Origin of the sequence: Pseudomonas paraeruginosa PA7 (assembly GCF_000017205.1) — a bacterium.
In the GTDB taxonomy this organism is placed as follows: domain Bacteria; phylum Pseudomonadota; class Gammaproteobacteria; order Pseudomonadales; family Pseudomonadaceae; genus Pseudomonas; species Pseudomonas paraeruginosa.
The window spans coordinates 5,797,455-5,823,337 of the sequence record NC_009656.1 but is presented as its reverse complement, the minus strand read 5'-3'; the positions used below and the strand labels follow the sequence as shown (position 1 = coordinate 5,823,337).

At 67.8% G+C, this 25,883-nt stretch carries 23 protein-coding genes; 16 read left to right on the top strand and 7 right to left on the bottom strand.

The window, feature by feature from the left end:
- Positions 1-54 precede the first annotated feature (54 nt).
- Positions 55-1,131 (top strand): alanine racemase, encoded by a 1,077-nt coding sequence (gene alr / locus PSPA7_RS26995; protein ID WP_012077628.1) that lies wholly within the window; start codon positions 55-57, stop codon positions 1,129-1,131.
- Here the strand turns inward: alr and PSPA7_RS26990 are convergent, their stop codons facing one another.
- Entirely contained in the window at positions 1,132-3,021 is a 1,890-nt protein-coding gene (locus tag PSPA7_RS26990) for a diguanylate cyclase (protein ID WP_012077627.1), read from the bottom strand. It abuts the gene before it with no gap.
- A 208-nt stretch (positions 3,022-3,229) separates the two neighbouring features.
- Between PSPA7_RS26990 and PSPA7_RS26985 the strand changes: the two genes are divergently transcribed.
- The 5 genes from PSPA7_RS26985 (at position 3,230) to PSPA7_RS26965 (ending at position 11,150) form a co-directional block, all read left to right on the top strand.
- Positions 3,230-5,473 (top strand): YgiQ family radical SAM protein, encoded by a 2,244-nt coding sequence (locus PSPA7_RS26985; protein WP_003157450.1) that lies wholly within the window; start codon positions 3,230-3,232, stop codon positions 5,471-5,473.
- Between the two features lie 252 nt (positions 5,474-5,725).
- Positions 5,726-8,224 carry a circularly permuted type 2 ATP-grasp protein gene (locus PSPA7_RS26980; RefSeq protein ID WP_012077625.1) on the top strand — a complete coding sequence of 833 codons (2,499 nt, stop codon included), beginning with the start codon at positions 5,726-5,728 and terminating at the stop codon, positions 8,222-8,224.
- The gene (locus tag PSPA7_RS26975) at positions 8,224-9,159 is read left to right on the top strand and encodes a transglutaminase family protein (RefSeq protein ID WP_012077624.1); all 936 of its coding nucleotides are present in this window, start codon (positions 8,224-8,226) and stop codon (positions 9,157-9,159) included. Before PSPA7_RS26980 ends, PSPA7_RS26975 begins: the two co-directional genes overlap by 1 nt.
- 249 nt (positions 9,160-9,408) lie before the next feature.
- Positions 9,409-10,260, top strand: a complete 852-nt coding sequence (locus tag PSPA7_RS26970) for a mechanosensitive ion channel family protein (protein ID WP_012077623.1) — start codon at positions 9,409-9,411, stop codon at positions 10,258-10,260.
- Between the two features lie 194 nt (positions 10,261-10,454).
- Positions 10,455-11,150 carry a peptidoglycan DD-metalloendopeptidase family protein gene (locus tag PSPA7_RS26965; RefSeq protein ID WP_012077622.1) on the top strand — a complete coding sequence of 232 codons (696 nt, stop codon included), beginning with the start codon at positions 10,455-10,457 and terminating at the stop codon, positions 11,148-11,150.
- Positions 11,151-11,162: 12 nt separating this feature from the next.
- On the opposite strand, the gene PSPA7_RS26960 is transcribed toward PSPA7_RS26965, so the two are convergent.
- Positions 11,163-11,750, bottom strand: a complete 588-nt coding sequence (locus tag PSPA7_RS26960) for a cytokinin riboside 5'-monophosphate phosphoribohydrolase (RefSeq protein WP_012077621.1) — start codon at positions 11,748-11,750, stop codon at positions 11,163-11,165.
- Between the two features lie 274 nt (positions 11,751-12,024).
- On the opposite strand from PSPA7_RS26960, the gene azu reads away from it, so the two are divergent.
- Positions 12,025-12,471, top strand: coding sequence for an azurin (gene azu / locus PSPA7_RS26955; protein ID WP_012077620.1), 447 nt, complete (start codon positions 12,025-12,027; stop codon positions 12,469-12,471).
- Between the two features lie 67 nt (positions 12,472-12,538).
- Here the strand turns inward: azu and choE are convergent, their stop codons facing one another.
- The 4 genes from choE to PSPA7_RS26935 form a co-directional block, all read right to left on the bottom strand.
- On the bottom strand, positions 12,539-13,462 hold the full coding sequence (gene choE / locus PSPA7_RS26950; protein WP_003156800.1) for a cholinesterase ChoE: 924 nt from the start codon (positions 13,460-13,462) through the stop codon (positions 12,539-12,541).
- 134 nt (positions 13,463-13,596) lie between these two features.
- Entirely contained in the window at positions 13,597-14,424 is an 828-nt protein-coding gene (gene nadE, locus PSPA7_RS26945; RefSeq protein WP_012077619.1) for an NAD(+) synthase, read from the bottom strand.
- Positions 14,425-14,452: 28 nt separating this feature from the next.
- Positions 14,453-15,652, bottom strand: a complete 1,200-nt coding sequence (gene pncB, locus PSPA7_RS26940; protein WP_003156797.1) for a nicotinate phosphoribosyltransferase — start codon at positions 15,650-15,652, stop codon at positions 14,453-14,455.
- A 2-nt stretch (positions 15,653-15,654) separates the two neighbouring features.
- The gene (locus PSPA7_RS26935; protein WP_003156796.1) at positions 15,655-16,314 is read right to left on the bottom strand and encodes a nicotinamidase; all 660 of its coding nucleotides are present in this window, start codon (positions 16,312-16,314) and stop codon (positions 15,655-15,657) included.
- A 109-nt stretch (positions 16,315-16,423) separates the two neighbouring features.
- Here PSPA7_RS26935 and PSPA7_RS26930 point away from each other — a divergent pair, with 109 nt between their 5' ends.
- From PSPA7_RS26930 to PSPA7_RS26920, 3 genes are read left to right on the top strand one after another with little or no spacing between them, the layout of a single operon-like run.
- Positions 16,424-17,026 (top strand): adenylyltransferase/cytidyltransferase family protein, encoded by a 603-nt coding sequence (locus tag PSPA7_RS26930; protein WP_012077618.1) that lies wholly within the window; start codon positions 16,424-16,426, stop codon positions 17,024-17,026.
- Positions 17,027-17,038: 12 nt separating this feature from the next.
- On the top strand, positions 17,039-17,734 hold the full coding sequence (locus tag PSPA7_RS26925) for an NUDIX domain-containing protein (RefSeq protein ID WP_003156794.1): 696 nt from the start codon (positions 17,039-17,041) through the stop codon (positions 17,732-17,734).
- Complete coding sequence (locus PSPA7_RS26920; RefSeq protein ID WP_012077617.1) at positions 17,734-18,069, top strand: immunity protein Imm33 domain-containing protein; 336 nt, start codon at positions 17,734-17,736, stop codon at positions 18,067-18,069. Before PSPA7_RS26925 ends, PSPA7_RS26920 begins: the two co-directional genes overlap by 1 nt.
- Here the strand turns inward: PSPA7_RS26920 and PSPA7_RS26915 are convergent.
- Positions 18,033-18,962 carry a LysR substrate-binding domain-containing protein gene (locus PSPA7_RS26915; protein WP_003156792.1) on the bottom strand — a complete coding sequence of 310 codons (930 nt, stop codon included), beginning with the start codon at positions 18,960-18,962 and terminating at the stop codon, positions 18,033-18,035. The genes PSPA7_RS26920 and PSPA7_RS26915 overlap by 37 nt on opposite strands.
- Positions 18,963-19,580: 618 nt before the next feature.
- Here PSPA7_RS26915 and PSPA7_RS26910 point away from each other — a divergent pair.
- The 6 genes from PSPA7_RS26910 (at position 19,581) to PSPA7_RS26885 (ending at position 25,877) form a co-directional block, all read left to right on the top strand.
- Positions 19,581-20,705, top strand: coding sequence for a branched-chain amino acid ABC transporter substrate-binding protein (locus tag PSPA7_RS26910; RefSeq protein ID WP_041025425.1), 1,125 nt, complete (start codon positions 19,581-19,583; stop codon positions 20,703-20,705).
- Positions 20,706-20,939: 234 nt separating this feature from the next.
- Positions 20,940-21,854 (top strand): ABC transporter permease subunit, encoded by a 915-nt coding sequence (locus tag PSPA7_RS26905; RefSeq protein WP_012077614.1) that lies wholly within the window; start codon positions 20,940-20,942, stop codon positions 21,852-21,854.
- Between the two features lie 10 nt (positions 21,855-21,864).
- Positions 21,865-23,142: a high-affinity branched-chain amino acid ABC transporter permease LivM gene (gene livM / locus PSPA7_RS26900; protein ID WP_012077613.1), complete on the top strand. Its 1,278-nt coding sequence runs from the start codon at positions 21,865-21,867 to the stop codon at positions 23,140-23,142.
- Positions 23,139-24,011, top strand: a complete 873-nt coding sequence (locus tag PSPA7_RS26895) for an ATP-binding cassette domain-containing protein (protein WP_012077612.1) — start codon at positions 23,139-23,141, stop codon at positions 24,009-24,011. The genes livM and PSPA7_RS26895 overlap by 4 nt, the downstream gene beginning before the upstream one ends.
- Positions 24,008-24,724, top strand: a complete 717-nt coding sequence (locus PSPA7_RS26890) for an ABC transporter ATP-binding protein (RefSeq protein ID WP_012077611.1) — start codon at positions 24,008-24,010, stop codon at positions 24,722-24,724. The genes PSPA7_RS26895 and PSPA7_RS26890 overlap by 4 nt, the downstream gene beginning before the upstream one ends.
- Positions 24,725-25,115: 391 nt before the next feature.
- Positions 25,116-25,877, top strand: coding sequence for an SDR family oxidoreductase (locus PSPA7_RS26885; protein ID WP_003150750.1), 762 nt, complete (start codon positions 25,116-25,118; stop codon positions 25,875-25,877).
- Positions 25,878-25,883 lie beyond the last annotated feature (6 nt).

Genomic DNA, 25,883 nt, shown 5'->3' with positions numbered 1-25,883 from the left:
TGCCCGGCGGGCGCCTTACCATAGGCGCCCGTTTCATTTGCAGGACCCGAGACCATGCGTCCCCTCGTTGCCACCGTCGACCTTTCCGCGATCCGCCACAACTACAACCTGGCCAAGCGCTGCGCGCCGCAGCGCCAGGCGTTCGCGGTGGTCAAGGCGAACGCCTATGGCCACGGTGCGCGTGAAGTGGTGACGGCGCTGCACGACGAGGCCGACGGTTTCGCCGTGGCTTGCCTGGAGGAGGCTGCCGAGGTCCGCGCCCTGCACGCCGACGCGCGGATCCTGCTGCTGGAAGGCTGTTTCGAGGCGAGCGAATACGCCCTCGCCGGCCAGTTGCGGCTGGACCTGGTGATCCAGGGGCTCGAGCAGGGCGAAGCGTTCCTCGCCGCCGGACTGGATACACCGCTCAACGTCTGGCTCAAGCTCGACTCCGGCATGCACCGCCTGGGCTTCGACCCCGCCGCGCTGCGCGCGTGGCATGCGCGCCTGCGCAACCATCCCGGCGTGCGCGAGCTGAACCTGATCAGCCACTTCGCCTGCGCCGACGAGCGCAACCATCCGCTCACCGAGCAGCAGGTGGAGTGCTTCCTCGGCCTGCTCGACCTGGATTTCGACCAGCGCAGCCTGGCCAATTCGGCGGCGGTGCTGACCATCCCGGCCGCGCACATGGACTGGCTGAGGCCGGGGATCATGCTCTACGGCGCGACCCCCTTCGCCGACCTGAGCGCCGCCGAGCTGGGCTTGAAGCCGGCGATGAGCCTGACCGCGCGTCTGATCTCGGTGCGCGAGGTGGCGGCGGGCGAGAGCGTCGGCTACGGCGCCGGCTGGGTCGCCGAACGCCCGACTCGGATCGGCACGGTCAGCTGCGGCTACGCCGACGGCTACCCGCGCAACGCACCAGCCGGCACCCCGGTGCTGGTCGGCGGACGACGCACGCGGTTGGCCGGCCGGGTATCGATGGACATGCTGACGGTCGATCTCGGCGGCCTGCCGGACGTCCGCGTCGGCGATCCGGTGGAGCTATGGGGCGCGCAACTGGCGGTGGACGAGGTGGCGTGCGCCTGCGGCAGCATCGGCTATGAGCTGCTGAGCAAGGTCACCGCGCGGGTGCCGCGGCGCTACGCCCATTGATCAGGAACTCCGGTCCGGCGCCAGGGCGGACGGCCAGGGCAGTGCCGGCGCCGTCTCGCGCTGCGCGTCGGCGGCCATCGCGTAGCCGGCCCGGCCGGCGCCCTTGACCCGGTACAGCGCCTGGTCGGCGGCCTTGTAGAGTTTGCCGAACTGCAGGGCGTCGCCGGGAAACAGGGCGACGCCGATGCTCGGTGTGATCACCAGCCACTGCTTGGCGAACTCCACCGGTTTCGCCAGCTCGCGCAACAGCCGCTCGGCGATTTCGCGGGCGTGCTGTTCGGCGTTCGAGCCGCCGATGAACACGGCGAATTCGTCGCCGCCCAGGCGCGCCACGCAGTCATCGGCGCGCACGCACTGGCGCAGGCGCTGGGCCACGCTCTGCAGGACGAAATCACCGGCGTCGTGGCCGTGGGTATCGTTGATCGGCTTGAAGTGGTCCAGGTCGATCAGCAGCAGCGCCATGCTGTCGCCGTGGCGACGGGCGTCTTCCAGTGCGCGCTCGGCGAACTCCAGCAGTTGGCGGCGGTTGCCGAGGCCGGTCAGCGGGTCGTGCAGGGCGGCATACTGCAGTTGCGCTTCACGCATCTGCAGCAGGCGGTTGGCTTCGCTCAGCTCGTTGGTGCGCACCTCCACGGCGCGCGCCAGGTCGCGCTGGGCGCTGTGCAGCAGGGCCAGGCGGGCGTTCTTCTCCTGGTCGGCCTGCTCCAGGGCCTGGGCCCTTTCCTGCTTCAGGTCCTGGATCCGCGAGGCGAGCGCGAGGGAGAACAGCAAGGCCTCCAGGGTCAGCGCCAGCGGGAACACCATGGCGTTGGCCGAGGTCGGCTGGACGAGTGCGGTGGCGCGCATCACCTCCAGGCTGACGCTGCCCAGCACCAGGCCGAAGCCGAGCAGGTACAGGCGTGCGGTGGCAGAGCCCTGGCGCCAGCGTTGCAGGGCCAGGCCGATGGCGATCGGCAGGTTCGCCAGCAGGGTCGCCGCCAGCATCCCGCCGGCCTGCCAGCGCCAGCCGCCGGCGTTGAGTGCCAGGCAGACGAGGAACAGCAGGCAGCAGGCGTTCAGCAGATGATGGGCCCGGCGGGCGTGCTGGCGGCTCTGCAGCAGGTTCTGGCTGAAGCGGATCACGCAGATGCCCCAGAACGCCAGCAGCGTCAGACGGTTCAGCCACCAGGGCAGCGCATGTTCGGGCCAGAAGTATTCGAAGCCGTGGCCGCTGATGCTCAGGGTCAGCAGTAGCGCGCTGGCCCCGGTCAGCACGTACCAGAAACAGGCGCGGTCGCGCAGGCTGCTGAAAAGGAACAGGTTGTACAACAGCAGGGCGAGGATCAGCCCGTAGGCCATGCCGAACAGCAGGTTGCCCTGGCTGCGGTATTCCAGCAGCTCGTCGTGGCTCCAGAGCCGCAACGGAAAGGCATTGCCACCGGGGTCGTGGCTGCGCAGGTAGACGCGCAGCGGGCCATCGTCGGCGGGCAGGCGAAACAGGGGGTGGCGATAGGCATGGTCGCGGCCCTCGGCGAAGGGCACGGCGTCGCCGCTGCGCCGCTCGCGGTAGCCGCCCTGGCCGTCGGGCAGGTACAGGCGCAGGTCCAGCAGGCTGGAGCTGGCGACTTCCAGCCACCAGCCTCCGGGCACCGCCTCGCGCGGCGGCAGGTCCAGGCGCAGCCACCACACGCTGCGGCTGAGGCCCACGCTGGTTCGCCCCTGGGCGGCGACGAAGCGCTCGGCCCGCTCCGGCTGTTCGAGGTCGTCCACCTGCAGGCTGCCGTCGGGGTCCTCGAGCAGTGCCAGCGAGCCGTTCAGCCAGGCGCCGCCGGGCGGTCCGGACGCGGCGCCGGACGTGGCGCCCGCCAGCAACAGGAAGAGGACCGCGATCAGGGCAAGGGGGTGGCGCACGATGACTCTCCCGGGGGGCCTGTCGTCGAGGCCGGGTGAGATGACAGTGATCGCAGTATAGAAGTTAGATGGCTAAATGATGGCATTTCCACGAGCCGCCCGACGACAGGCAATACCTAGTGAAAACGTCGGAATTGCTCATTTTTTGTGCTATATTCCGCGCCCGCGTTTTTGCGCTCCCCATTCCTAGAGATACCCGGTGCCCGTGATGCAAGCCGCCAAGCCGTTGTTCGACTATCCCAAGTACTGGGCCGAGTGTTTCGGTCCGGCGCCCTTCCTGCCGATGAGCCGGGAAGAGATGGATCAGCTCGGCTGGGATTCCTGCGACATCATCATCGTCACCGGCGACGCCTACGTCGACCACCCGTCCTTCGGCATGGCCATCATCGGCCGCCTGCTGGAAGCCCAGGGTTTCCGCGTCGGCATCATTGCCCAGCCGGACTGGCAGTCGAAGGACGACTTCATGAAGCTCGGCGAGCCGAACCTGTTCTTCGGGGTCGCGGCCGGCAACATGGACTCGATGATCAACCGCTACACCGCGGACAAGAAGATCCGCTCCGACGACGCCTATACCCCCGGCGGCCTGGCCGGCAAGCGCCCGGACCGCGCCAGCCTGGTCTACAGCCAGCGTTGCAAGGAAGCCTACAGCCATGTGCCGGTGATCCTCGGCGGCATCGAGGCGTCGTTGCGGCGGATCGCCCACTACGACTACTGGCAGGACAAGGTGCGCCGCTCGATCCTGATGGACGCCACCGCCGACATCCTGCTCTACGGCAATGCCGAGCGCGCCGTGGTGGAGATCGCCCAGCGCCTGGCCCAGGGCGAGCCGGTAAGCGCGATCAGCGACGTGCGCGGTACCGCCTTCGTCCGTCGCGATACCCCGGAAGGCTGGTTCGAGCTCGATTCCACGCGGATCGACCGGCCGGGCAAGGTCGACAAGATCATCAATCCCTACGTGAACACCCAGGACACCGCCGCCTGCGCCATCGAGCAGGAAAAGGGCGCGGTGGAGGACCCGCAGGAAGCCAAGGTCGTGCAGTTGCTGCCGAATCCCAGGCTGACCCGGGAGAAGACCGTGATCCGCCTGCCGTCGTTCGAGAAGGTACGCAACGACCCGGTGCTCTATGCCCACGCCAACCGCGTGCTGCACCTGGAAACCAACCCGGGCAACGCCCGCGCCCTGGTGCAGAAGCACGGCGAGGTGGACGTCTGGTTCAACCCGCCGCCCATCCCGATGAGCACCGAGGAAATGGACTACGTGTTCGGCATGCCCTACGCGCGCGTGCCGCACCCGGCCTACGGCAAGGCGAAGATCCCCGCCTACGAGATGATCCGCTTCTCGGTGAACATCATGCGCGGCTGCTTCGGCGGCTGCACCTTCTGCTCGATCACCGAGCACGAGGGACGGATCATCCAGAACCGTTCGCACGAGTCGATCATCCGCGAGATCGAGGAGATGCGCGACAAGGTGCCCGGCTTCACCGGGGTGGTCTCCGACCTCGGCGGGCCGACCGCTAACATGTACCGCATCGCCTGCAAGAGTGCGGACATCGAGAAGCATTGCCGCAAGCCGTCCTGCGTGTTCCCCGGCATCTGCGAGAACCTCGACACCGACCACAGCTCGCTGATCGAGCTGTACCGCAAGGCCCGCGCGCTGCCGGGGGTGAAGAAGATCCTGATCGCCTCCGGCCTGCGCTACGACCTCGCGGTGGAGTCGCCGGAGTACGTCCGCGAACTGGTCACCCACCATGTCGGCGGCTACCTGAAGATCGCCCCGGAGCACACCGAGCGCGGTCCGCTGGACAAGATGATGAAGCCGGGGATCGGCACCTACGATCGCTTCAAGCAGATGTTCGAGAAGTTCTCGAAGGAGGCGGGCAAGGAGCAGTACCTGATCCCGTACTTCATCGCCGCGCATCCGGGGACCACCGACGAGGACATGATGAACCTGGCGCTCTGGCTCAAGCGCAACGGTTTCCGCGCCGACCAGGTACAGGCGTTCTATCCGTCGCCGATGGCCACCGCCACCGCGATGTACCATTCGGGCAAGAACCCGCTGCGCAAGGTCACCTACAAGAGCGATGGCGTGACCATCGTCAAGAGCGACCAGCAGCGCCGCCTGCACAAGGCCTTCCTGCGCTACCACGATCCGAAGGGCTGGCCGCTGTTGCGCGAGGCGCTGGAGCGCATGGGCCGCGCCGACCTGATCGGCAACGGCAAGCAGCACCTGGTGCCGACCTACCAGCCGGACACCGGCGAGTACCAGAGCGCGCGGCGGAAGAATTCCACGCCGGCCGGCAGCAAGAAGACCGGCAAGCTGCTGACCCAGCACACCGGCCTGCCGCCACGCGCCAGCGACGGCGGCAAACCGTGGAGCAAGGGCCAGCAGAACAAGGCGGCGGCCTTCGCCAAGGGCAGGAAGAAACCGCGCCAGCCGAACATCCCGCGCTGATTCGGCGTGGCGGCGGGGCGCCCCGTAGAGGGGCGCGCGACCCGCATGAGCGCACCCTGCCGGTGCGCAACCGGGGCCGGAGCGCGTGCCGGGCGCGGCCGCTGGCTCTGGCACAAGTCTTGCGCCACGGGAACTGCCCCGGTCCTTTGCGGAGGCTGTGCTACCGCCCCTGGCGACGCCTCGTCGCTTTGCTCCGGCGGCGTGCCGCCGAGTCCGCTACAGTGACCGCAAACCCAGCCCCGCGAGCCCGCGATGCCCGAGCTGCCCGCCCACCCTCCGTCACGCGACACGGCCTACCACGAACTGCTCGATCGCCAGGGCGGCGTGCGTCCACACTGGCAGCGCCTGTTCCGCCAACTGGAGCGCAGCGGCCCGGCGCAGTTGCGCCAGCGCCAGGCGCTGGTCGAGCGGCAGATCCAGGAAAACGGGGTCACCTATAACGTCTACGCCGATCCCAAGGGCACCGACCGGCCCTGGGAGCTAGACCTGCTGCCGAACCTGCTGTCGGCCGCCGAGTGGCAGCCGCTCGCCGCCGGCGTGGCGCAACGGGCACGGCTGCTCAACGCGTTGCTGGCCGACCTGTACGGCGAGCAGCGCCTGCTCGCCGAGGGGCTGCTGCCCAGCGAGCTGGTCTACGGCCATCCGAACTTCCTCTGGCCGGCAGTAGGCATCCAGCCGCCCGGCGGGATCTTCCTGCACAGCTATGCCGTCGATCTGGTGCGCGATGCCGATGGCCGCTGGCAGGTGCTCGCCGACCGTACCCAGGCGCCGTCCGGCGCCGGCTATGCGCTGGAGAACCGGCAGATCGTCTCGCGGGCCCTGCCGGAACTGTACCGCGACCTGCGCGTGCAGTACCTGGCCGGGTACTTCCGCACCCTGCAGGAAACCCTCGCCAGCCAGGCCGCCAGCGACGGCGAGACGCCGCTGGTGGTGCTGCTGACCCCTGGGCGCTTCAACGAAACCTATTTCGAACACCTGTACCTGGCGCGCCAGCTCGGGTTCCCGCTGGTCGAGGGGCACGACCTGACGGTGCGCGACGCCACCCTCTACCTGAAGACCCTCGGTGGCCTCAAGCGCGTGCACGCGGTACTGCGCCGCCTCGACGACGACTTCTGCGATCCGCTGGAGCTGCGCAACGATTCCGCCCTGGGTATTCCAGGCCTGCTCGAGGCGGTGCGCCAGGGACGGGTGCTGATGGCCAATGCGCTGGGCAGCGGGGTGCTGGAATCGCCCGGCCTGCTCGGTTTCCTGCCGGCGGCGAGCCGCCGCTTGCTCGGCGAGGAGTTGGCGCTGCCGTCGGTCGCTACCCGCTGGTGCGGCGAGCCGCAGGCGCTGGACGCGATAAGCGCGGAACTGCCTGGGCTGGTGATCAAGCCGGCCTTTCCCGGCCAGCGGTTCGAGCCGCTGTTCGGCCACGCCCTCGATGCCGCCGGCCTGGCCGCGCTCGACGAGCGCCTGCGCGAGCAGCCGCAGGCCTACGTGGCGCAGCGCCTGGCGCAGCTGTCCCTGGCGCCGGTGTGGCGCGACGACGGCGCCGACGGCGCTCTGCAGGCGCGGGCGATCGGTATGCGCGTGTTCGCCGTCGCCGCCAGCGACGGGCGCTACTGGGTGATGCCCGGCGGGCTGACCCGGGTGGCTTCCGCGGCGGATGCCGAAGTGGTGTCGATGCAGCGCGGCGGCGCCAGCAAGGACACCTGGGTGCTCGCCGAGCGCCCGGTCGGTGGCGAGCCCTTGCGGCCACGTTCGCTCGGTGTGCGCGACCTGGTACGCGAAGACCCGTACCTGCCGTCGCGGGTAGTGGAAAACCTGTTCTGGTTCGGTCGCTATGCCGAGCGCTGCGACGACCACGCACGGCTACTGCGGGTGGTGCTGTCGCGCTACGTGGATGCCGACGGCGACGACGAGGCGCTGCGCAGCGCCCTGGCCCTGGCCGCCGACATCGGTCTGCTGCCCGATGCGCCCGCGGCGCTGGAACGGCGCCTGCTGCGGGCATTGCTCGACGAGCACTGGGCGGCCAGCCTGTGCGCCAACCTGCGCCGCCTGCACGGGGCGGCGGCGCAGGTGCGCGGGCGCCTGTCGGGGGAGAACTGGCTGGCGCTGCTGGCGCTGCAGCGCGATGCTCTGGCGCTCGACCCGGCGCGCACCGATCTCGGCGAGGCGCTGGATTTCCTCGACCGGCTGCTGATGTCCCTGGCCGCGCTGTCCGGCTTCGCCCTCGACGACATGACCCGCGATGATGGCTGGCGTTTCCTGATGATCGGCCGGCGCATCGAACGCGTGCGCTTCTTCGCCGAGAGCATCGCCGCCTTCCTCGACGCCGGCACCGCCTGGGACCCGGGCGCGCTGGACGGATTGCTGGAACTGGGCAACAGCGGCATCACCTACCGCTCGCGCTACCTGGCCTCGCCACAATTGATCCCGGTGCTCGACCTGCTCCTGCTGCACGAGCAGAACCCGCACTCGCTGCGCTTCCAGCTACAGGCCCTGGAGCGCTCCCTGGAACACCTGCACCAGGAGTTCGGCGCGCCGCGCGAGCGCGAACTGAAGGCCCTCGGCGAACGCCTGCGCGGCTTCGACCTGGCGACCCTGGAAAGCCCGCTGTTCGGCGCGGCCGGGCTCGACGAGGTGCTCGCCGGGCTGGCGCGGCTGCTGCGCGAGATCGCCGGCAGCGCCGGGCAGGTCTCGGATCGGCTAGGCTTGCGCCATTTCGCCCATGTCGACGACGTCAGCCAGAGAACGGTATCCACCTGATGTCCGCTCCCGCCCTTCGCTCCGTTCCGTTCCGTGGCGCCCGCTACCAGGTGCTGCACGACACCCACTACCGCTACGCGGCGCCGGTGTCGCTGTCGTGGCAACTGGCGCACCTGTGGCCGCGCGACTGCGCCTGGCAGCGCTGCCATGAGCGCGCCTTGCTGGTCGAGCCGGGGCCGAGCCGGCGCGAGGATGGCGAGGATGCGTTCGGCAATCCGCTGAGCCGGCTGGCCTTCGAGCGGCCGCACGAGGAGTTGCGGGTCAGCGCGCGCCTGCAGGTCGAGGTGTTCGCCCACGCGCCGGCGCAACTGGCGGCGTCGCCGGCCTGGGACGCGGTCGCCGCCGGACTGGCATTTTCCGGGCGGCCGCTGGATGCCGCCGAACTGGATGCCTGCCGTTACCGGGTCGATTCGCCCTATGTCCGCCGCCAGGGGCCGTTCGCCGAGTTCGCCGCCGCCTGCTTCCCGCCTGGCCGGCCGCTGCTGGTGGCGACGGCGGCGCTGATGGAGAAGATCTTCCGCGAGTTCGCCTTCGACGCCCAGGCGACCCAGGTGGCGACGCCCTTGAGCGAGGTGCTGGAGCGCCGCCGCGGAGTCTGCCAGGACTTCGCCCACCTGATGCTCGCCTGCCTGCGTTCGCGTGGCCTGGCGGCGCGCTACGTCAGCGGCTACCTGCTGACCCGGCCGCCGCCCGGGCAGCCGCGCCTGATCGGCGCCGATGCCTCGCACGCCTGGGTTTCGCTGTACTGCCCGCGCAACGGCTGGGTGGACTTCGACCCGACCAACAACATCCTCCCCGACCGGGAGCACATCACCCTGGCCTGGGGCCGCGACTTCTCCGATGTGTCGCCCTTGCGCGGGGTGATCCTCGGCGGCGGCAGCCACGATCCGGAGGTGCGGGTGACCGTGTTGCCGGTGGCGGAAGGCGGCCGCTGATCAAGAACCGAGCAGTCCTCGCCAGGCCCAGCCAATCGGGGGCCGCGGCGTTTTTCTCCCAGCTTGTCCACAGCCTCGCCCACGCCGTTTGGGGACAACGAAGCGGTGCTCCGGCAAATTCGCGGCGGCGTGCTAGCTTTTCCAGGATCCGCTACGGACGTTGTCGGGCCAGGGGCCGGAACAGGCGGTTCCGGGTCAGGGGCGGTTCTCGTACGGAGCCAGACTCCTTCCTTGCGCAGGGTGAGCGATATGGATGACACGACGATCGTCAACGTAGGTACCGAGAAGATCAACGCGCTCTGGGCGACGGTGTCCCAGTACGCCTTCGCCTTCGGCATCAAGATTCTCGCGGCCATCGCCTTCTGGGTGATCGGCCGCTGGCTGATCGGCTTCGCCGTCGGCATGGTGCAGAAGTCCCTGGAGCGACAGAAGGTCGACCCGACCGTGCTGCGCTACGTCGGCTCGTTCATCACGGTGACCCTGAACATCCTCCTGGTGGTGGGCATCCTCGGTTTCTTCGGCATCCAGACCACCAGCCTGGCGGCGTTGATCGCGGCGGTCGGCCTGGCCATCGGCATGGCCTGGTCGGGATTGCTGGCGAACCTGGCGGCCGGCGGCTTCATCATCGTCCTGCGGCCGTTCAAGGTCGGCGATTTCATCACCGCCGGCGGGGTGACCGGCACGGTCAAGGAGATCGGCCTGTTCACCACCGCGATCAACACCCCGGACAACGTGCTGACCATGGTCGGCAACAACAAGATCTTCAGCGACAACATCCAGAACTTCACCCACAACCCGTTCCGCCGGGTCGAACTGAAGGCGCAGCTCTCCGGCGCCGCCGACTACCAGGCGGCCATCGCCCTGCTCAGGCAGCGTGTCGCGGCGATTCCCAACGTGCTCGGCGAGCCGCCGGTGGACGTGGAGATCCTCGAGTTCAACCTGGTCGGACCGGTGCTGGCGGTGCGTCCGTACTGCCACAACGACCATTACTGGCAGGTCTACTTCGACACCAACAAGGTGATCAAGGACGCCCTTGGCGCGGACTTCCCGGCGCCGATGCCGGCGCAGACGGTGATCGTGCAGCAGGCTGGCGGGGCCTGACGCGCGGTCGCGGATCGAGTCGAGAAGACGCCCCGCTTCGCGGGGCGTCTTCGTTTGGTGGCCGCCGCCGGGCGAGGTCGGGCGGGAGCGAACGGGACGGCGACGGGTCCAACGGGCTGGCCGGCGAACGGGTATAGTGCGGGCCTGCAACCGTCGCCGCCGCCGGCCGGGTTCCATCGGAAAAAGGATTCCGTGTGTTTTTCAGATTGCTCTTGATCGCCGTCCTGCTGGCGGTATCCGCGTGCAGCTCCAAGGCTTCCGCTCCGGGAGCGTCGGTGCCGAAGGTCGTGCGCGGCGAATACCGCGTCAAGCGCGGCGATACCCTCTACTCGATCGCCACCCGCCATGGCTGGAACTACAAGGACCTGGCGCGCGCCAACGGCATCCGCCCGCCCTACGCGGTGAAGGTCGGCCAGGTGGTGCGCTTCGACGGGCGCAAGTCGACCTACGTCGCCAGCCGCCGCTCCTCGTCGAGCGCCCGTGCGCGCAAGCCGCCGCCTCCGCCGCCGTCGGTGACCCTGCGCGGCTGGCAGTGGCCGATGAAGGGGCCGGTGATCCGCCGCTTCTCCAGTTCCGACAAGCTCAACAAGGGCATCCGCATCGCCGGCACCCTGGGCCAGCCGGTGCAGGCCTCGCTGGCCGGCAAGGTGGTGTTCGCGGTGAACAACATGCGCGGCTACGGCAACCTGGTGATCATCCAGCACGGTACCTCGTACACCAGCACCTACGCGCACAACAGCCGCTTGCTGGTGAAGGAGGGACAGATGGTCAGCAAGGGCCAGAAGATCGCCGAGGCCGGCTCCTCGGATGCCGACCGGGTGCAGTTGTACTTCGAGATCCGCCAGAACGGCCGGCCGCTCGACCCGCTGAGCCTGCTGCCGCCGTCCTGAGCGGGGAGTGGATTACAGCGGGGTGCGGTCGACCCACTTCGGCGCCACGCTCGGCGTCCAGGCGGCGAGGGCGTCGAGCAGCGCCTCCGGGCTGGCGCCGCGCTGCAGCATGCCGCGGTGTTCGGCGCGGACGAAGCGTTCGTCGACCAGGTGGTCGAGGAAGGCCAGCAGCGGGTCGTAGAAGCCGTTGACTTCGAGCAGGCCCAGCGGCTTGGCGTGGTAGCCCAGCTGGCCCCAGGTCCAGACCTCGAACAGCTCTTCCAGGGTGCCGAGCCCGCCGGGCAGGGCGACGAAGGCATCGGCCAGCTCGGCCATGCGCGCCTTGCGCGCGTGCATGCCGTCCACCACTTCCAGGCGGGTCAGGCCCTTGTGGCCGATCTCGGCTTCCTGCAGGCTCTGCGGGATGATCCCGATCACCTCGCCGCCGGCGGCCAATGCGGCGTCCGCCACGGTGCCCATCAGGCCGACCGCGCCGCCGCCGTAGACCAGGGTCAGGCCGCGCTCGGCCAGGTGCCTGCCGAGGGCCACGGCAGCTTCCTGGTAGACCGGGGAGGCGCCGGGGCTGGCGCCACAGAATACGCAGACGGAACGCAAGGTCATGTTCGACTCCTGTCGGGGGTGAAAAAGGCGCACAGGGTAGCGGCTCGGCTCGCTTCGACCAAGCCGTCCGAAGCGTTGCCGGACGTTGCGTCGCAGGCGCGAAGCGGCACTTCTGTGCTAAAACTGGGGTTCCCCGTAGTAAACGCCGGGCAGATCCCGCTCGATGCCCCGCCACGTCCGGTTCGGGTTTGACCTGAATCAGTGGAACTCGGCGCCCGATCGGGCAGTCTGCTCTTTCAGGATTCATCGCCCAACCTGCCTAGGAGGCTGCTCCATGCTACGTAAACTCGCTGCGGTATCCCTGCTGTCCCTGCTCAGTGCGCCGCTGCTGGCTGCCGAGTGCTCGGTGGACATCCAGGGTAACGACCAGATGCAGTTCAACACCAACGCGATCACCATCGACAAGAGCTGCAAGCAGTTCACCGTCAACCTGTCCCACCCCGGCAACCTGCCGAAGAACGTCATGGGCCACAACTGGGTACTGAGCACCGCCGCCGACATGCAGGGCGTGGTCACCGACGGCATGGCCTCCGGCCTGGACAAGGACTACCTGAAGCCCGACGACGGCCGCATCATCGCCCACACCAAGCTGATCGGCTCGGGCGAGAAAGACTCCGTGACCTTCGACGTCTCCAAGCTGAAGGAAGGCGAACAGTACATGTTCTTCTGCACCTTCCCGGGCCACTCCGCGCTGATGAAGGGCACCCTGACCCTGAAGTGATCGCGCGCGATCGCCGCACGAAAAAGCCCGGCCGCTGCCGGGCTTTTTCATGGGCCTCGCGCCAGGCTCAGCGGGCGTAGCGCGCCGCCATCGCCTCGCCGGCCAGTTGGTGTACGCGCCGTGTCGGGTGCCATTCGTCCCAGAAGTAGTACTGGTCGGGATTGGCGCAGGCCGGGCGGACCCGTGGCAGGGTCGGCTGGCAGGGCGCGTCCAGCTCCACCAGGCCGTAGCGCGCCGCGTTGCGCCGCAGGTGGCTGCTGAAGGTCTGGTGGTCGAACCAGCTCAGCTCCAGGCCGCGGGTCTTGCGCAGGGCGGCGAGCTGGATCGGCAGACTGGCGTTGACCGCCTGCAGGTAGCGCTGCGCCCGTTCCACCCGGTTGCCGGCGACCACCGCCGGAACCACGCTCAGGTCTGTCGAACTGACCACCAGGAAGCGCCGTGCGCCGGCGTCGCCAAGGCGCTGCACGGCGGCGCGGATGTTCGCCACGCTGCTGCCGGCCAGTTGTTCCAGGGGCTGCTCGCCGGCGAAATCCTCGTGCTCGAAGAAGTCGTTGGCGGAAATGAAGATGAAATGCAGCGCCTGGCCGTCGGCCGGCTTGCCCTCCAGGGTGGCGAGGTAGGCGTCGACCTGGCCGGCGAGGCCGGTATGGCGGTAGGCGCTCATCCAGCCGTAGTAGTTGTCCGCTCCGCTCTTGGCGCCGCCCACCGCATGGTCGGCCAACTGCGCGCCGAGCTGGCGGGCGAGCACCTCGACGGCGGTCGGGCCGTTGCTCCAGCGGCCCTGCCAGTAGACTTCGCCGGGTAACGCCTGGGCGCCGGCGACGCCCTTGGCGAGCATCTCGCGAGTCAGCCGCTGGCTTTCGCCGTTATCCGAATAGCTGTCGCCGAAGGCGTGGATCTGCCGCACCGGGTCGAGCAACGGGGAGGTGTGTCCGTGGGCCTGGCCGGCCAGCACGAGGCCGAGGAGCAGGGCAGGAATTCTGGGGCGCATGGCGGGCCTTCGCGGGGATTACAGTCTCCTTCTAGCGCGCCGTCGCGAGGACTTGAAGACCTGTTTGCGACAGGCGCATTCCCGCCCGCGACAAGGCCCGTCGACGACGGGCGTTGCCGCGCGGGCCGAGAGGTTCAGGGCGCCTTCGGCAGCTCGCGCTTGTGCTGGGTCTTGTGGTAGGTATCGATGATCACCCGCGCGGCCTCCTCGCGCAGCGGCTGGCCGTGCAGGAAAGCGTCGATCTCGGCATAGGTGACGCCGTGCGAGGCCTCGTCCGGATGGCCGGGGCGCAGGTCCTCGAGGTCGGCGGTGGGGATCTTCTCCACCAGGTTCTCCGGCGCGCCGAGGGCGCGGGCGAGGGCGCGCACCTGATGCTTGGCCAGGCCGCTGAGCGGAGCCAGGTCGCAGGCGCCGTCGCCGAACTTGGTGAAGAACCCCATGACCGCCTCGGCGGCATGGTCGGTGCCGATCACCAGGCCGCCACGGGCGCCGGCGATGGCGTACTGGGCGACCATGCGGATGCGCGCCTTGATATTGCCGATGACGAAGTCGCTCTTCGCCGGCTCGAGGCCTTCCAGGGCTTCCAGCTGTTCCGCCAGGGCCTTTACCGAAGGACCGATGTTGACGGTCTGCTCTTCGTCGGCGCGGATGGTCGCCAGCGAAGCCTGGGCGTCGGCCTCGTCCTGCTGCACCTGGTAGGGCAGGCGCACGGCGATGAAACGGTAGGCCTGGTCGCCGCTCTGCTCACGCAGTTGCTCGACGGCGCGCTGGGCCAGCAGGCCGGCGGTGAGCGAGTCGACGCCGCCGCTGATCCCCAGCACCAGGGTCTTCAGCCCGGAGTCCTTCAGGCACTGCTGGATGAAGGCGATGCGCCGGGCGATCTGCGCCTGCACGTCGGCCTCCGTCCGGAACGGCGGCTGGACCTGCAGGGCCTGGGCGATGTCGCGTTGGATCTGTTGCATGTTCGTGCTCCCTTTAGGTTCGAAGAGGTTACCCCGGCACGTTGAAGACGTGGCGGAGGTAGGCGACGAAGTTCTCGTCGCGGCATTGGGTCTTGCCCGGGGCGTCGGAGATCTTCGCCACCGGGTGGCCGTTGCAGGCCGTCATCTTCAGGACGATGTTCATCGGCTCGATCCCGGGAATATCGCAGGTCAGGTTGGTGCCGATGCCGAAGCTGACGTTGATCTTGCCACGTAGCGCGCGGAACAGCTGCAACGCCTTGGGCAGGTCCAGCCCGTCGGAGAACACCAGGGTCTTGCTCAGCGGGTCGATACCCAGCCGGCGGTAGTGGGCGATGGCCTTCTCCGCCCAGGCCAGCGGGTCGCCCGAATCGTGGCGCAGGCCGTCGAAGAGCTTGGCGAAGTACAGGTCGAAGTCGGCGAGGAAGGCGTCCATGGTGATGCAGTCGGTCAGGGCGATGCCGAGCTGCCCGCGGTATTCGCGGACCCAGCAGTCCAGCGCGGCTTCCTGGCTGTCGACCAGCCGCGGACCGAGCTGCTGGTGGGCCATCAGCCATTCGTGGGCCATGGTGCCGATCGGCTTGAGATCGTACTCGCGGGCCAGGTGCACGTTGCTGGTGCCGACGAAGCGGCCGGGAAAGTCGCGCTTGAGGATATGCACGACCTCCTCCTGGGTACGGTAGGAGAAGCGCCGGCGGGTGCCGAAGTCGGCAAGCTGGAACTCCGCCAGTTCCTCGCTGCTGGCCTGGGCGGAGAGCCAGTCGAGCTTGCGATAAAGCTGCTCGCCGACCTGCTCCAGGACCACCTCGCGGTAGCGATAGCGGTTGCGCACCTCGCTGACGATGGCCAGCAGCGGCACTTCGAAGAGGATCACGTGCAGCCATGGGCCGCGCAGGCGGATCGCCAGCTGGCCGTCCTCGATGGCGGTGTGCACGTAGCGCAGGTTGAAGCGGAACAGGCTGAGGAAGCGGATGAAATCCGGCTTCATGAACGGGATACGCTCGAGGAAGGCGAGTTGGTCGGCGGTCACCTCGACCTCGGCGAGGCGCTCGATCTGGTAGCGGATCTCCGCCAGGTACGGACGCAGGTCCTCGGCGTTGCGGCAGCGGAATTCCCACTCCACTTCGGCGTTGGGGTAGTTGTGCAGCACCGCCTGCATCATGGTCAGCTTGTAGAAATCGGTATCGAGCAGGTTCTGCACGATGCGCTCGGCGAAGACGCTTTCGGCCATGTTCACTTCTCCTTGTCGGCGCCGGCGAGGGCGCTATCCAGTCGTTCCAGGTCGGCGCAGAGGATCACCCCGGCGTCGCGCATCTCGTCGCAGGCCCGCTGCGCGGTGTCCTCGGCGATGGCCCGGCAGGCGGGCAGGTAGAGCAGCACCTCGAAACCGGCGCGGCGCAGTTGCAGGGCGGTGTTCTTCACGCAGTAGTCCAGCGCCAGGCCGCCCACCAGCACATGGCTCACGCCATTCTGCCTCAGGTATTCGATGACCCCGGTGCTGCGCCGTTCCGCCAGATCGTGGTAGCAGGCGCCGTAGGGATGCAGGTCCGGCTCCACGCCCTTCCAGACGAAGAAGTCGTAGTCGATCGGCCGCGGCAGCTCGTCGAGCAGCTCGAAGCCCGGCGTACCCGGCACGCAGTGGGCGACCCAGGTCAGGTCTGCGTCCGGATAGGCCAGCGGCCGCAGCATCTGCGCGGCGCTTTCCACTACCCAGGCAGCCTTCGGGCTGTGCGCGTCCTTGCTGCCCAGGCGCAGCGCGGCACGGCTGGCCAACAGGTTGAGGGCGGCGCCGATGGCGTCGCCGCCGGGCACCGGCAGTTCGTCCGGGCACAGCGGGGTGAAGCCTTTCTGGGCGTCGACATCGAAGCTGGCGATCTTGCTGGGACGATTCATGGAAGCCTCCGCTTGACGGGTTGGGGCTGAATGTGGGTACATAATTCATCACGTGAAATAAGTCGTCAAGCACTTGTACTACAAAATTTCGCAGTGGAAGGTATTTTCTATGCGTGATGAAATAAGTTCCCGGATTCGCCGACTGCCTGCCGGGATGAGCGGCGGACGCGCCCCCGACTTCGCCCTCGCGGTCTACGGTGGGGCGTTCGACCCGCCGCACCCCGGCCATGAGTCGGTGATCCGCCGGGCGTTGCTCTGCGCCGAGCGGGTCGCCCTGGTGCCGAGCCACCGGCACGCCTTCGGCAAGCGCATGAGCGACTTCGAGCAGCGTTGCCGCTGGCTGGCGCGGCTGGCCCGGCGCATCGATCCGCGGCGGGTGTACTGCGAGCCGATCGAAGCAGGATTGATGCCCGATCGTCCGGCGGTCTACAGCATCGATCTGCTGGAGGCCCTGGCCGCGCGCAGTGGCTTGGCGTCGCCGCGGATCGCCCTGCTGATCGGCGCCGATAACGAGGCGGAGCTGCCGCGCTTCGAACGCGCCGCCGAATTGTGCTGGCGCTTCGGCCGGCTGGTGGCGGAGGAGCGGCTGGCGCTGCACAGCTCGATGATCCGCCAGCGTCTGCGCGAAGGACTGGAAATCCCGGAGGCCTGGTGCCTGCCGGAGGTGAAGGATGAATTGCACTGCTATGGCGTCGCGCGCCGGGCGGTGTGAGGAGGAGTGAGGATGAGTTCAGCGGAAGTATTGGCCAGCGTGGATATCGTGGCGTTGCGCCTCAACCCCGGGCACGGACTGGAGCTGTTGCTGATCCGCCGTGCCCAGGCGCCTTTCGCCGGGCAGTGGGCACTGCCCGGCGTGCTGGTGAACGGTCGCAGCGCCGACCACAGCCTCGACGACGCGGCGGTGCGCGCCCTGCGCGACAAGGCGCGGCTGGAGCCGGCCTACATCGAGCAGGTGGCCACGGTCGGCAACGCCGTGCGCGACCCGCGCGGCTGGTCGCTGAGCGTGTTCTACCTGGTGCTGGTCGGCCCGGACACCCGGGTGGAGGACGACGACCTCGACTTCGTGCCGCTGCGCGAGGTGCGCAGCGAACGCTTCGCCCTGCCGTTCGACCATCTCCAACTGGTGCAGCAGGCCTGCGAGCGCCTGGCGAGCAAATCGGTATACAGTGCCCTGCCGCTGTTCCTGCTGGCGCCGCGCTTCACCGTGGCCGAGGCGCTGAAGGCCTTCGAGTGCGCCATCGGCCAGGAAGTCCAGCATTCCAGCCTGCGCGGCCGCCTGGAGCGGATGAAGGAAGCTGGCTGGGTCGAGGACACCGGCGAGCGCCAGCGTCCACCCATGGGGCGCCCGCAACACGTCCTGCATTTCACCCCGAAGCCGGGCGGCGCCTTCGTTTTCGACCGCAGCCTGCTGGCGTCCTGATGGGGGTTCCTTCCGACCGCCAGCTGGAAGTCTGCCGTCGCCATGGCCTGGAACCGCGGGCGCCAGAGCCGATGCTGGCGCTGGCCCTGCGAACGTTGGGAGATTCGCCGCTGCACGGCAGCCGTATCGAGCTGCCGGAAGGTGGCAATGTCAGTTGGTTCATCCATGCCGGCGAGTACTCCGAAGCCGAGGACTTCTACCAGCCAGTGCATGCCGCCCATCTCGCCGAGCTGCTGCCAGAAGTGCTCGATTACCTGTACCTGCCGCCGGGCGCGCGCTTCCTCATCGACGGGGACGGCTACGAAGATGTCTGGCTGGAGCCGGCGTCGGCCTGAGGCAGGCCCAGGCGCTCCCGCATCCATTCGACGAAATGGCGCACCTTGGGCACTTCCGCGGCATGCTCGGGATAGGCCAGGTAGTAGGCCTCCTGGCTGGGCAGGGCGTGCGGCCAGGCGATCGCCAGCTTGCCTTCGGCGAGTTCCTCCTCGACCAGGAAGCGTGGCAGCAGAGCCACCCCGCAGCCGGCCTGGGCGGCGCGGATGCACATGTAGAAGGTGTCGAAGCGCGGCCCGTGGTAGCAGCCCTGGCAGTTCCGTCCGAGGCTGGCGAACCAGTCGTGCCAGGCTTCCGCGCGACTGGCGTTCTGCAGCAGCACCAGCCCGGCCAGTTGGGTCGGCTCGTCCAGCCCGCCGGCTGGCAGCAGGGCGGGCGCGCAGACCGCCACCAGTTCCTCGCCGAACAGGCGGATGCATTCGGCTCCGGGCAGGGTGCCGGGACCGAAGAAGAACGCCAGGTCGCAATGGCCCTGGCGCAGGTCGTCGGGCTCCAGTTCCTGGCGCAGGTCGAGGTGTATGTTCGGGTGGCGGTGGCGCCAGCCGTTCAGTTGCGGGATCAGCCAGCGCGCGCCGAAGGTCGGCGGGGTCGCCACCCGCAGCACTTCGGTCTCGCCGCCGTAGGAGAGCAGGAAGCGGGTGGACAGTTCGACCTGCTGCAGGATGCGCCGTACCTCGGCCAGGTACAGCTCGCCGGCCGGGGTCAGTTGCAGGCGCTTGCGCACCCGGCGGAACAGGGCGTGCTGCAACTGCTCCTCGAGCTGGGCGACCTGCTTGCTCATGGCGCTCTGGGTCAGGCTCAGCTCCTCGGCGGCGCGGGTGAAGCTCAGGTGCCTGGCCACCGCTTCGAAGCATTGCAGGGCGGTCATCGACGGCAGGCGGCGTTTGTTCAGCATGGCGGGTTCCTGGCGCGGCGGGTGCGGACGGGGCGCTATATGAATAAACGGAATGACCAGGGGAGGAAAGGTCGCTTGCGAGAGGCGCCAGCGGCGCTTATTACTGCCCGGCGAGACTCGCGATAGAGCCGTCGCCCGCCCATGGCCAATCCATCACAGGGCCTTTGAAAAAAAAAGCTGTCGCGCACGGATATGTTCGCGTCGTATCCGGACCGACTCTTTCCATCGGGTACAGAATGCCTGGAAGTTCATGTTCATATTAATTTGAAAAACCGCTCTGGCCTGCATGTTAATGAAAAAAGAGGACCTCGATTAGTGCGCCGGATGCACCAGTGCTGTGCAGTTCCTAACCGCGTTAATATCGTTGTAGAGTTATTCCTAGGGGCGGCACAGGTGGCGCGATGCCTGGGCTCCAGCTTCCAGGAAGAAATGCCGCGGAAGCAATTAAATGACTGATTTCCAATAACAAAGATAAAAACGGAAAGGAGGGCTAAAGTTCTTGTGGCCGGCCACTCAGGAAAAAAACGAATGGCACGCCGCTTGCTCTGCCTGTTGAGCGAAACACAACAACAACATCGTAGTTACGAGCGCCAACATCATTTTCAGGAGCAACACCCCATGTCCAAGAAGCTGTTCAGAAAAGGCATCCTGGCTCTAGCGGTATCTTCCGTGATGGGTCTTTCCACGCATGCGCTGGCCGACGTGGTGATCGGCGTGGCCGGACCGCATACCGGCGCCAACGCCTCCTTCGGCGAGCAATACTGGCGCGGCGCGTCCCAGGCGGCGGAAGACATCAACGCGGCGGGTGGGATCAACGGCGAGAAGATCAAGCTGGTCAAGGCCGACGACGCCTGCGAACCGAAGCAGGCCGTGGCCGTCGCCAACCGCCTGGTCGACCAGGACAAGGCCATCGCCGTGGTCGGCCATTTCTGCTCTTCTTCGACCATCCCCGCATCCGAGGTCTACGACGAGGCCGGGATCATCGCCATCACCCCCGGTTCCACCAACCCGCAGGTCACCGAGCGCGGACTCTCCGGGATGTTCCGCATGTGCGGCCGCGACGACCAGCAGGGCGTGGTCGCCGGCGACTATATCGTCAAGGTGCTCAAGGCCAAGAAGGTCGCGGTGATCCACGACAAGGACACCTATGGCCAGGGCCTGGCGGACGCCACCAGGGCGCAACTGAACAAGCTCGGCGTGAAAGAGGTTCTCTACGAGGGCCTGACCCGCGGCGAGAAGGACTTCAACGCGCTGGTCACCAAGATCCGCGCCTCCGGTGCCGAGGTCGTCTACTTCGGCGGCCTGCATCCGGAAGCCGGTCCGCTGGTACGGCAGATGCGTGAACAGGGACTGACCGCCAGGTTCATGTCCGACGACGGCGTGGTCACCGACGAACTGGCGACCACCGCCGGCGGTCCGCAGTACGTCAAGGGCGTGCTGATGACCTTCGGCGCCGACCCGCGGCTGATCCCCGACGGCAAGGCGGTGGTGGAGAAGTTCCGTGCCGGCGGTTTCGAGCCGGAAGGCTACACCCTCTACTCCTATGCCTCGATCCAGTCCCTGGCGGCGGCCTTCAAGGGTGCCGGCGCCAACGATCCGGCCAAGGCCGCCGAGTGGCTGAAGTCGCATCCGGTGCAGACCGTGATGGGCAAGAAGGAGTGGGACAAGAAGGGCGACCTGAAAGTCTCCGACTACGTGGTCTACGAGTGGGACGACAAGGGCAAGTATCACCAGTTGCCCTGATCGCGCTCGACCGCCATGCGCCGGGCACAAGCCCGGCGCATGGGTAAGTCCGGGAGCTGCTGAAGTGCTCGCCCGTGCTTGCCGCCGTAGTGCGGATTCGCCGAAGACGTCTGCGTGTGGTCGGTCTGGAGCCCCGCGATCCGGGGCCGTTTCAGTAGCACCCGTCCGCTTTCACCGGTGAGCGCCGGCGCGCCTTACAAAGGCCGTCGCGATTCGCCCTGAAGAGACTGAAAAATGGACGGCATCTTCCTCCAGCAAATGATCAACGGGCTGACCCTCGGCTCGGTCTACGGCCTCATCGCCATCGGCTACACCATGGTCTACGGCATCATCGGCATGATCAACTTCGCCCATGGCGAGGTGTACATGATCTCCGCCTACCTCTCGGCCATCGCCCTTGCCCTGCTGGCCTTCTTCGGCCTGCAGAACTTCCCGCTGCTGATCCTCGGCACCCTGCTGTTCACCGTGCTGGTGACCTGCACCTACGGCTGGGTGATCGAACGCATCGCCTACAAGCCGCTGCGCAACTCCACGCGCCTGGCGCCGCTGATCTCGGCGATCGGCATGTCGCTGATCCTGCAGAACTACGTGCAGGTGGCCCAGGGCCCGCGCCAGCAGGGGATCCCGACCCTGCTCGACGGGGCCCTGAAGTTCCACGTCGGCGACGGCTTCGTCCAGCTCACCTACACCAAGTTGTTCATCCTGGTCGCCTCGCTGATCGGCATGGCGGTACTCACCTACGTGATCCGCTGCACCAGGCTCGGGCGCATGTGCCGGGCGACCCAGCAGGACCGCAAGATGGCCTCGATCCTGGGGATCAACACCGACCGGGTGATCTCCTACGTGTTCGTCATCGGCGCGGCGATGGCCGCCCTGGCCGGGATGCTGATCACCATGAACTACGGCACCTTCGACTTCTACGCCGGCTTCATCATCGGCATCAAGGCGTTCACCGCGGCGGTGCTCGGCGGCATCGGCTCGCTGCCCGGGGCGATGCTCGGCGGCCTGGTGCTGGGAGTGGCCGAGGCGCAGTTCTCGGGGATGGTCAACACCGACTACAAGGACGTGTTCGCCTTCTCGTTGCTGGTGCTGATCCTGATCTTCCGTCCCCAGGGCCTGCTCGGCCGCCCGCAGATCGCCAAGGTGTAAGGGGACGACGATGAGCAACGAGACTTCCATCGATCTCAAGCAGTGCGTCCTCGATGCCGTGCTCTCCGGGCTGATCGCCCTGGTGGTGTTCGGCCCCATCGTCGGCGTGGTCCTCGACGGCTACGGCTTCAACCTGCATTTCGAGCGGGTCGCCTGGATCATCGCGATCGTCATGGGCGGGCGCTTCCTGCTCAGCCTCTACCTGCAGACCCGCGGCGGGCGCGCCGTGCTGGAGCGCTTCGAGGGGGCCGGCAGCGGCGTCCACGTCCTGCCGCCGGGCTACAAGACCCGGCTGCGCTGGATCGTGCCGCTGATCCTGGTGGCCGCGGTGATCTTCCCGTTCTTCGCCAGCAAGTACCTGCTGGCGGTGGTCATCCTCGGCCTGATCTACGTGCTGCTGGGCCTGGGCCTGAACATCGTGGTCGGCCTCGCCGGGCTGCTCGACCTCGGCTACGTGGCCTTCTACGCCATTGGCGCCTATGGCCTGGCGCTGGGCTACCAGTACCTCGGCCTGGGCTTCTGGAGCGTGCTGCCGCTGGCCGCGCTGGGCGCAGCGGTGGCCGGGGCGATCCTCGGCTTCCCGGTGCTGCGCATGCACGGCGACTACCTGGCGATCGTCACCCTGGGCTTCGGCGAGATCATCCGCCTGGTGCTGAACAACTGGCTGTCCTTCACCGGCGGGCCGAACGGCATGCCGGCGCCGGCGCCGACCTTCCTCGGCCTGGAGTTCGGCCGCCGGGCCAAGGACGGCGGGGTGCCGATCCACGAGTTCCTCGGCATCGCCTACAACCCCAACATGAAGTTCCTGTTCATCTACGTGGTGCTGTTCCTGGTCGTGCTGCTGGTGCTCTACATCAAGCACCGGCTGACCCGGATGCCGGTCGGGCGCGCCTGGGAGGCGCTGCGCGAGGACGAGATCGCCTGCCGCGCGATGGGCCTCAACCATGTGCTGGTGAAACTCTCGGCGTTCATGCTCGGCGCTTCCACCGCGGGGCTGGCCGGGGTGTTCTTCGCCAGCTACCAGGGCTTCGTCAACCCGTCCTCGTTCAACTTCTTCGAGTCGGCGCTGATCCTCGCCATCGTCGTGCTCGGCGGCATGGGCTCGACGGTCGGGGTGGTGATCGCCGCCTTCGTCCTCACCGTGGCGCCGGAGCTGCTGCGCAGCTTCGCCGACATCCGCGTGCTGCTGCTCGGGATCCTCATGGTGGTGATGATGATCTGGCGGCCGCGCGGGCTGATCCGCATCAGCCGGGTGGGCTTCGCCCCGCGCAAGGGGGTGGCGCCATGAGCGACAAAATCCTCAGCGTCGAGCACCTGATGATGCACTTCGGCGGCATCAAGGCGCTCAACGACGTCAACCTCGACGTCGAGCGCGGTTCGATCACCGCGCTGATCGGCCCCAACGGCGCCGGCAAGACCACCGTGTTCAACTGCCTCACCGGCTTCTACAAGGCCACCGGCGGCAACATCCTGCTCAACACCCAGGGGCGCACCACGGACGTCATCCAGGTGCTCGGCGAGCCGTTCCAGCTGGACGACTTCGTCAAGCCGCCGCAACTGGGCAGCCGTCTCTACTACAAGATGTTCGGCGGCACCCACCTGGTGAACCGCGCCGGGCTGGCGCGGACCTTCCAGAACATCCGCCTGTTCAAGGACATGTCGGTGGTGGAGAACCTGCTGGTGGCGCAGCACATGTTCGTCAACCGCAACCTGCTCGCCGGCATCCTCGACACTCCCGGCTATCGCCGCGCCGAGAGCGAGGCGCTGGACCACGCGTTCTACTGGCTGGAAGTGGTCGACCTGGTGGACTGCGCCAACCGCCTGGCCGGCGAAATGTCCTACGGCCAGCAGCGGCGCCTGGAGATCGCCCGGGCCATGTGCACACGGCCGGAAATCATCTGCCTGGACGAACCGGCCGCCGGCCTCAACCCGGCCGAGACCCACGCCCTGAGCAACATCGTCCGCTACCTGCGCGACCACCACGGGATCACCGTGCTGCTGATCGAGCATGACATGGGCATGGTGATGAACATCTCCGACCACATCATCGTGCTCGACCACGGCGACGTGATCGCCCGTGGCGACCCCGAACAGATCCGCCATGACGAGAAGGTGATCGCCGCCTATCTCGGTGCCGACGAAGAGGAGCTGTCATGAGCGCGGCGTTGCTGGAATTCCGTGAAGTGGACGTGTTCTACGGGCCGATCCAGGCGCTGAGGAAGGTTTCGCTGCGAGTCGACGAGGGCGAGACGGTGAGCCTGATCGGCGCCAACGGCGCGGGCAAGTCGACGCTGTTGATGTCGATCTTCGGCCAGCCGCGCGCGGCGGCCGGGCAGATCCTCTACCGCGGCCAGGACATCCGCCAGAAGTCGGCGCACTACGTGGCGGCCAATGGCATCGCGCAAGCGCCGGAAGGACGCCGGGTGTTCCCCGACATGAGCGTCGAGGAAAACCTGCTGATGGGCACCATCCCCATCGGCATGGACCACGCCGAGGCGGACATGCAGCGCATGTTCGAGCTGTTCCCGCGCCTGAAAGAGCGGCGCAACCAGCGCGCCATGACCATGTCCGGCGGCGAGCAGCAGATGCTCGCCATCGCCCGCGCGCTGATGAGCCGGCCGAAGCTGCTGCTGCTCGACGAGCCGTCCCTGGGCCTGGCGCCGATTGTGGTCAAGCAGATCTTCCAGACCCTGCGCGAGCTGGCCAGCAGCGGCATGACCCTCTTCCTCGTCGAGCAGAACGCCAACCATGCGCTGAAGCTCTCCGACCGCGCCTACGTGATGGTCACCGGGGAGATCCGCATGAGCGGCAGCGGCGAGGAGCTGCTGGGCAACCAGGAGGTGCGCAACGCCTATCTCGGCGGGCATTGAGGCGGACGCCCGGGCTGTGGATAACGCCGCCCGGGGTTGTTCAGGATTTCTGTGCGAGGCCCTGTGGACAAGGTGGGCAAGAATCGCCAGGAGCCCGGTCTGGCGAGCCTTGCGGGCTATCGATCAGAAACTGTCCAGCGCTTCGTCGGGACGACTTGTCCCCAGGCCCATCGCCAGCGCGCTGCCACAGTTGTTCAGGAAAACCGTGCAATGTCCTGTGGACAGGTCGCTGGTCATTCGCTGTAGCGCAGGTCCGGCGCGAGTTGCGCCGCGCTGTTCAGCTCCTGGCCAGGGGCGGGTGAAGTCGCCTGCAACTGTATGGGCAATGGCGCGCCGCGAGCCTCTAGAATCCCCGGATACCGTTTTTCCACCCCGTACGAGGAGATGCCCCATGTCGTCCACCCTGTTCATCACCGGCGCCACCTCAGGCTTCGGCGAAGCCTGCGCCCGTCGTTTCGCCGAGGCCGGCTGGTCGCTGGTGCTCACCGGCCGTCGCGAGGAACGCCTGCAGGCGCTGGCCGCCGAGCTGTCGGCGCAGACCCGGGTGCTGCCGCTGACCCTGGACGTACGCGACCGCGCGGCGATGCACGCGGCCGTGGACAGCCTGCCGGAAGAGTTCGCCCGCCTGCGCGGCCTGATCAACAACGCCGGCCTGGCGCTGGGCACCGACCCGGCGCAGTCCTGCGACCTGGACGACTGGGACACCATGGTCGATACCAACATCAAGGGCCTGCTCTACAGCACCCGCCTGCTGCTGCCACGGCTGATCGCCCACGGCGCCGGGGCGAGCATCGTCAACCTCGGCTCGGTGGCCGGCCGCTGGCCCTACCCGGGCAGCCACGTATACGGCGGCACCAAGGCCTTCGTCGAGCAGTTCTCGCTGAACCTGCGCTGCGACCTGCAGGGCACCGGGGTGCGCGTGACCAACCTGGAGCCGGGGCTGTGCGAAAGCGAGTTCTCCCTGGTCCGCTTCGGCGGCGACCAGGCGCGTTACGACAAGACCTACGCCGGGGCGCGGCCGATCCAGCCGGAGGACATCGCCGAGACCATCTTCTGGATCATGAACCAGCCCGCCCACCTGAACATCAACAGCCTGGAGATCATGCCGGTGAGCCAGTCCTGGGCCGGCTTCGCCATCCACCGCGAAAGCTGACCGGCG

Coding starts and splice junctions, on each gene's coding strand:
- PSPA7_RS26930 (WP_012077618.1), top strand. CDS start 16,424: ATGCGTGATGAAATAAGTTCCCGGATTCGCCGACTGCCTGCCGGGATG.
- livM (WP_012077613.1), top strand. CDS start 21,865: ATGAGCAACGAGACTTCCATCGATCTCAAGCAGTGCGTCCTCGATGCC.
- azu (WP_012077620.1), top strand. CDS start 12,025: ATGCTACGTAAACTCGCTGCGGTATCCCTGCTGTCCCTGCTCAGTGCG.
- PSPA7_RS26895 (WP_012077612.1), top strand. CDS start 23,139: ATGAGCGACAAAATCCTCAGCGTCGAGCACCTGATGATGCACTTCGGC.
- PSPA7_RS26935 (WP_003156796.1), bottom strand. CDS start 16,314: ATGAATCGTCCCAGCAAGATCGCCAGCTTCGATGTCGACGCCCAGAAA.
- PSPA7_RS26925 (WP_003156794.1), top strand. CDS start 17,039: ATGAGTTCAGCGGAAGTATTGGCCAGCGTGGATATCGTGGCGTTGCGC.
- PSPA7_RS26920 (WP_012077617.1), top strand. CDS start 17,734: ATGGGGGTTCCTTCCGACCGCCAGCTGGAAGTCTGCCGTCGCCATGGC.
- nadE (WP_012077619.1), bottom strand. CDS start 14,424: ATGCAACAGATCCAACGCGACATCGCCCAGGCCCTGCAGGTCCAGCCG.
- PSPA7_RS26915 (WP_003156792.1), bottom strand. CDS start 18,962: ATGCTGAACAAACGCCGCCTGCCGTCGATGACCGCCCTGCAATGCTTC.
- PSPA7_RS26985 (WP_003157450.1), top strand. CDS start 3,230: ATGCAAGCCGCCAAGCCGTTGTTCGACTATCCCAAGTACTGGGCCGAG.
- PSPA7_RS26885 (WP_003150750.1), top strand. CDS start 25,116: ATGTCGTCCACCCTGTTCATCACCGGCGCCACCTCAGGCTTCGGCGAA.
- PSPA7_RS26980 (WP_012077625.1), top strand. CDS start 5,726: ATGCCCGAGCTGCCCGCCCACCCTCCGTCACGCGACACGGCCTACCAC.
- alr (WP_012077628.1), top strand. CDS start 55: ATGCGTCCCCTCGTTGCCACCGTCGACCTTTCCGCGATCCGCCACAAC.
- pncB (WP_003156797.1), bottom strand. CDS start 15,652: ATGGCCGAAAGCGTCTTCGCCGAGCGCATCGTGCAGAACCTGCTCGAT.
- PSPA7_RS26910 (WP_041025425.1), top strand. CDS start 19,581: ATGTCCAAGAAGCTGTTCAGAAAAGGCATCCTGGCTCTAGCGGTATCT.
- PSPA7_RS26890 (WP_012077611.1), top strand. CDS start 24,008: ATGAGCGCGGCGTTGCTGGAATTCCGTGAAGTGGACGTGTTCTACGGG.
- PSPA7_RS26970 (WP_012077623.1), top strand. CDS start 9,409: ATGGATGACACGACGATCGTCAACGTAGGTACCGAGAAGATCAACGCG.
- choE (WP_003156800.1), bottom strand. CDS start 13,462: ATGCGCCCCAGAATTCCTGCCCTGCTCCTCGGCCTCGTGCTGGCCGGC.
- PSPA7_RS26975 (WP_012077624.1), top strand. CDS start 8,224: ATGTCCGCTCCCGCCCTTCGCTCCGTTCCGTTCCGTGGCGCCCGCTAC.
- PSPA7_RS26960 (WP_012077621.1), bottom strand. CDS start 11,750: ATGACCTTGCGTTCCGTCTGCGTATTCTGTGGCGCCAGCCCCGGCGCC.
- PSPA7_RS26905 (WP_012077614.1), top strand. CDS start 20,940: ATGGACGGCATCTTCCTCCAGCAAATGATCAACGGGCTGACCCTCGGC.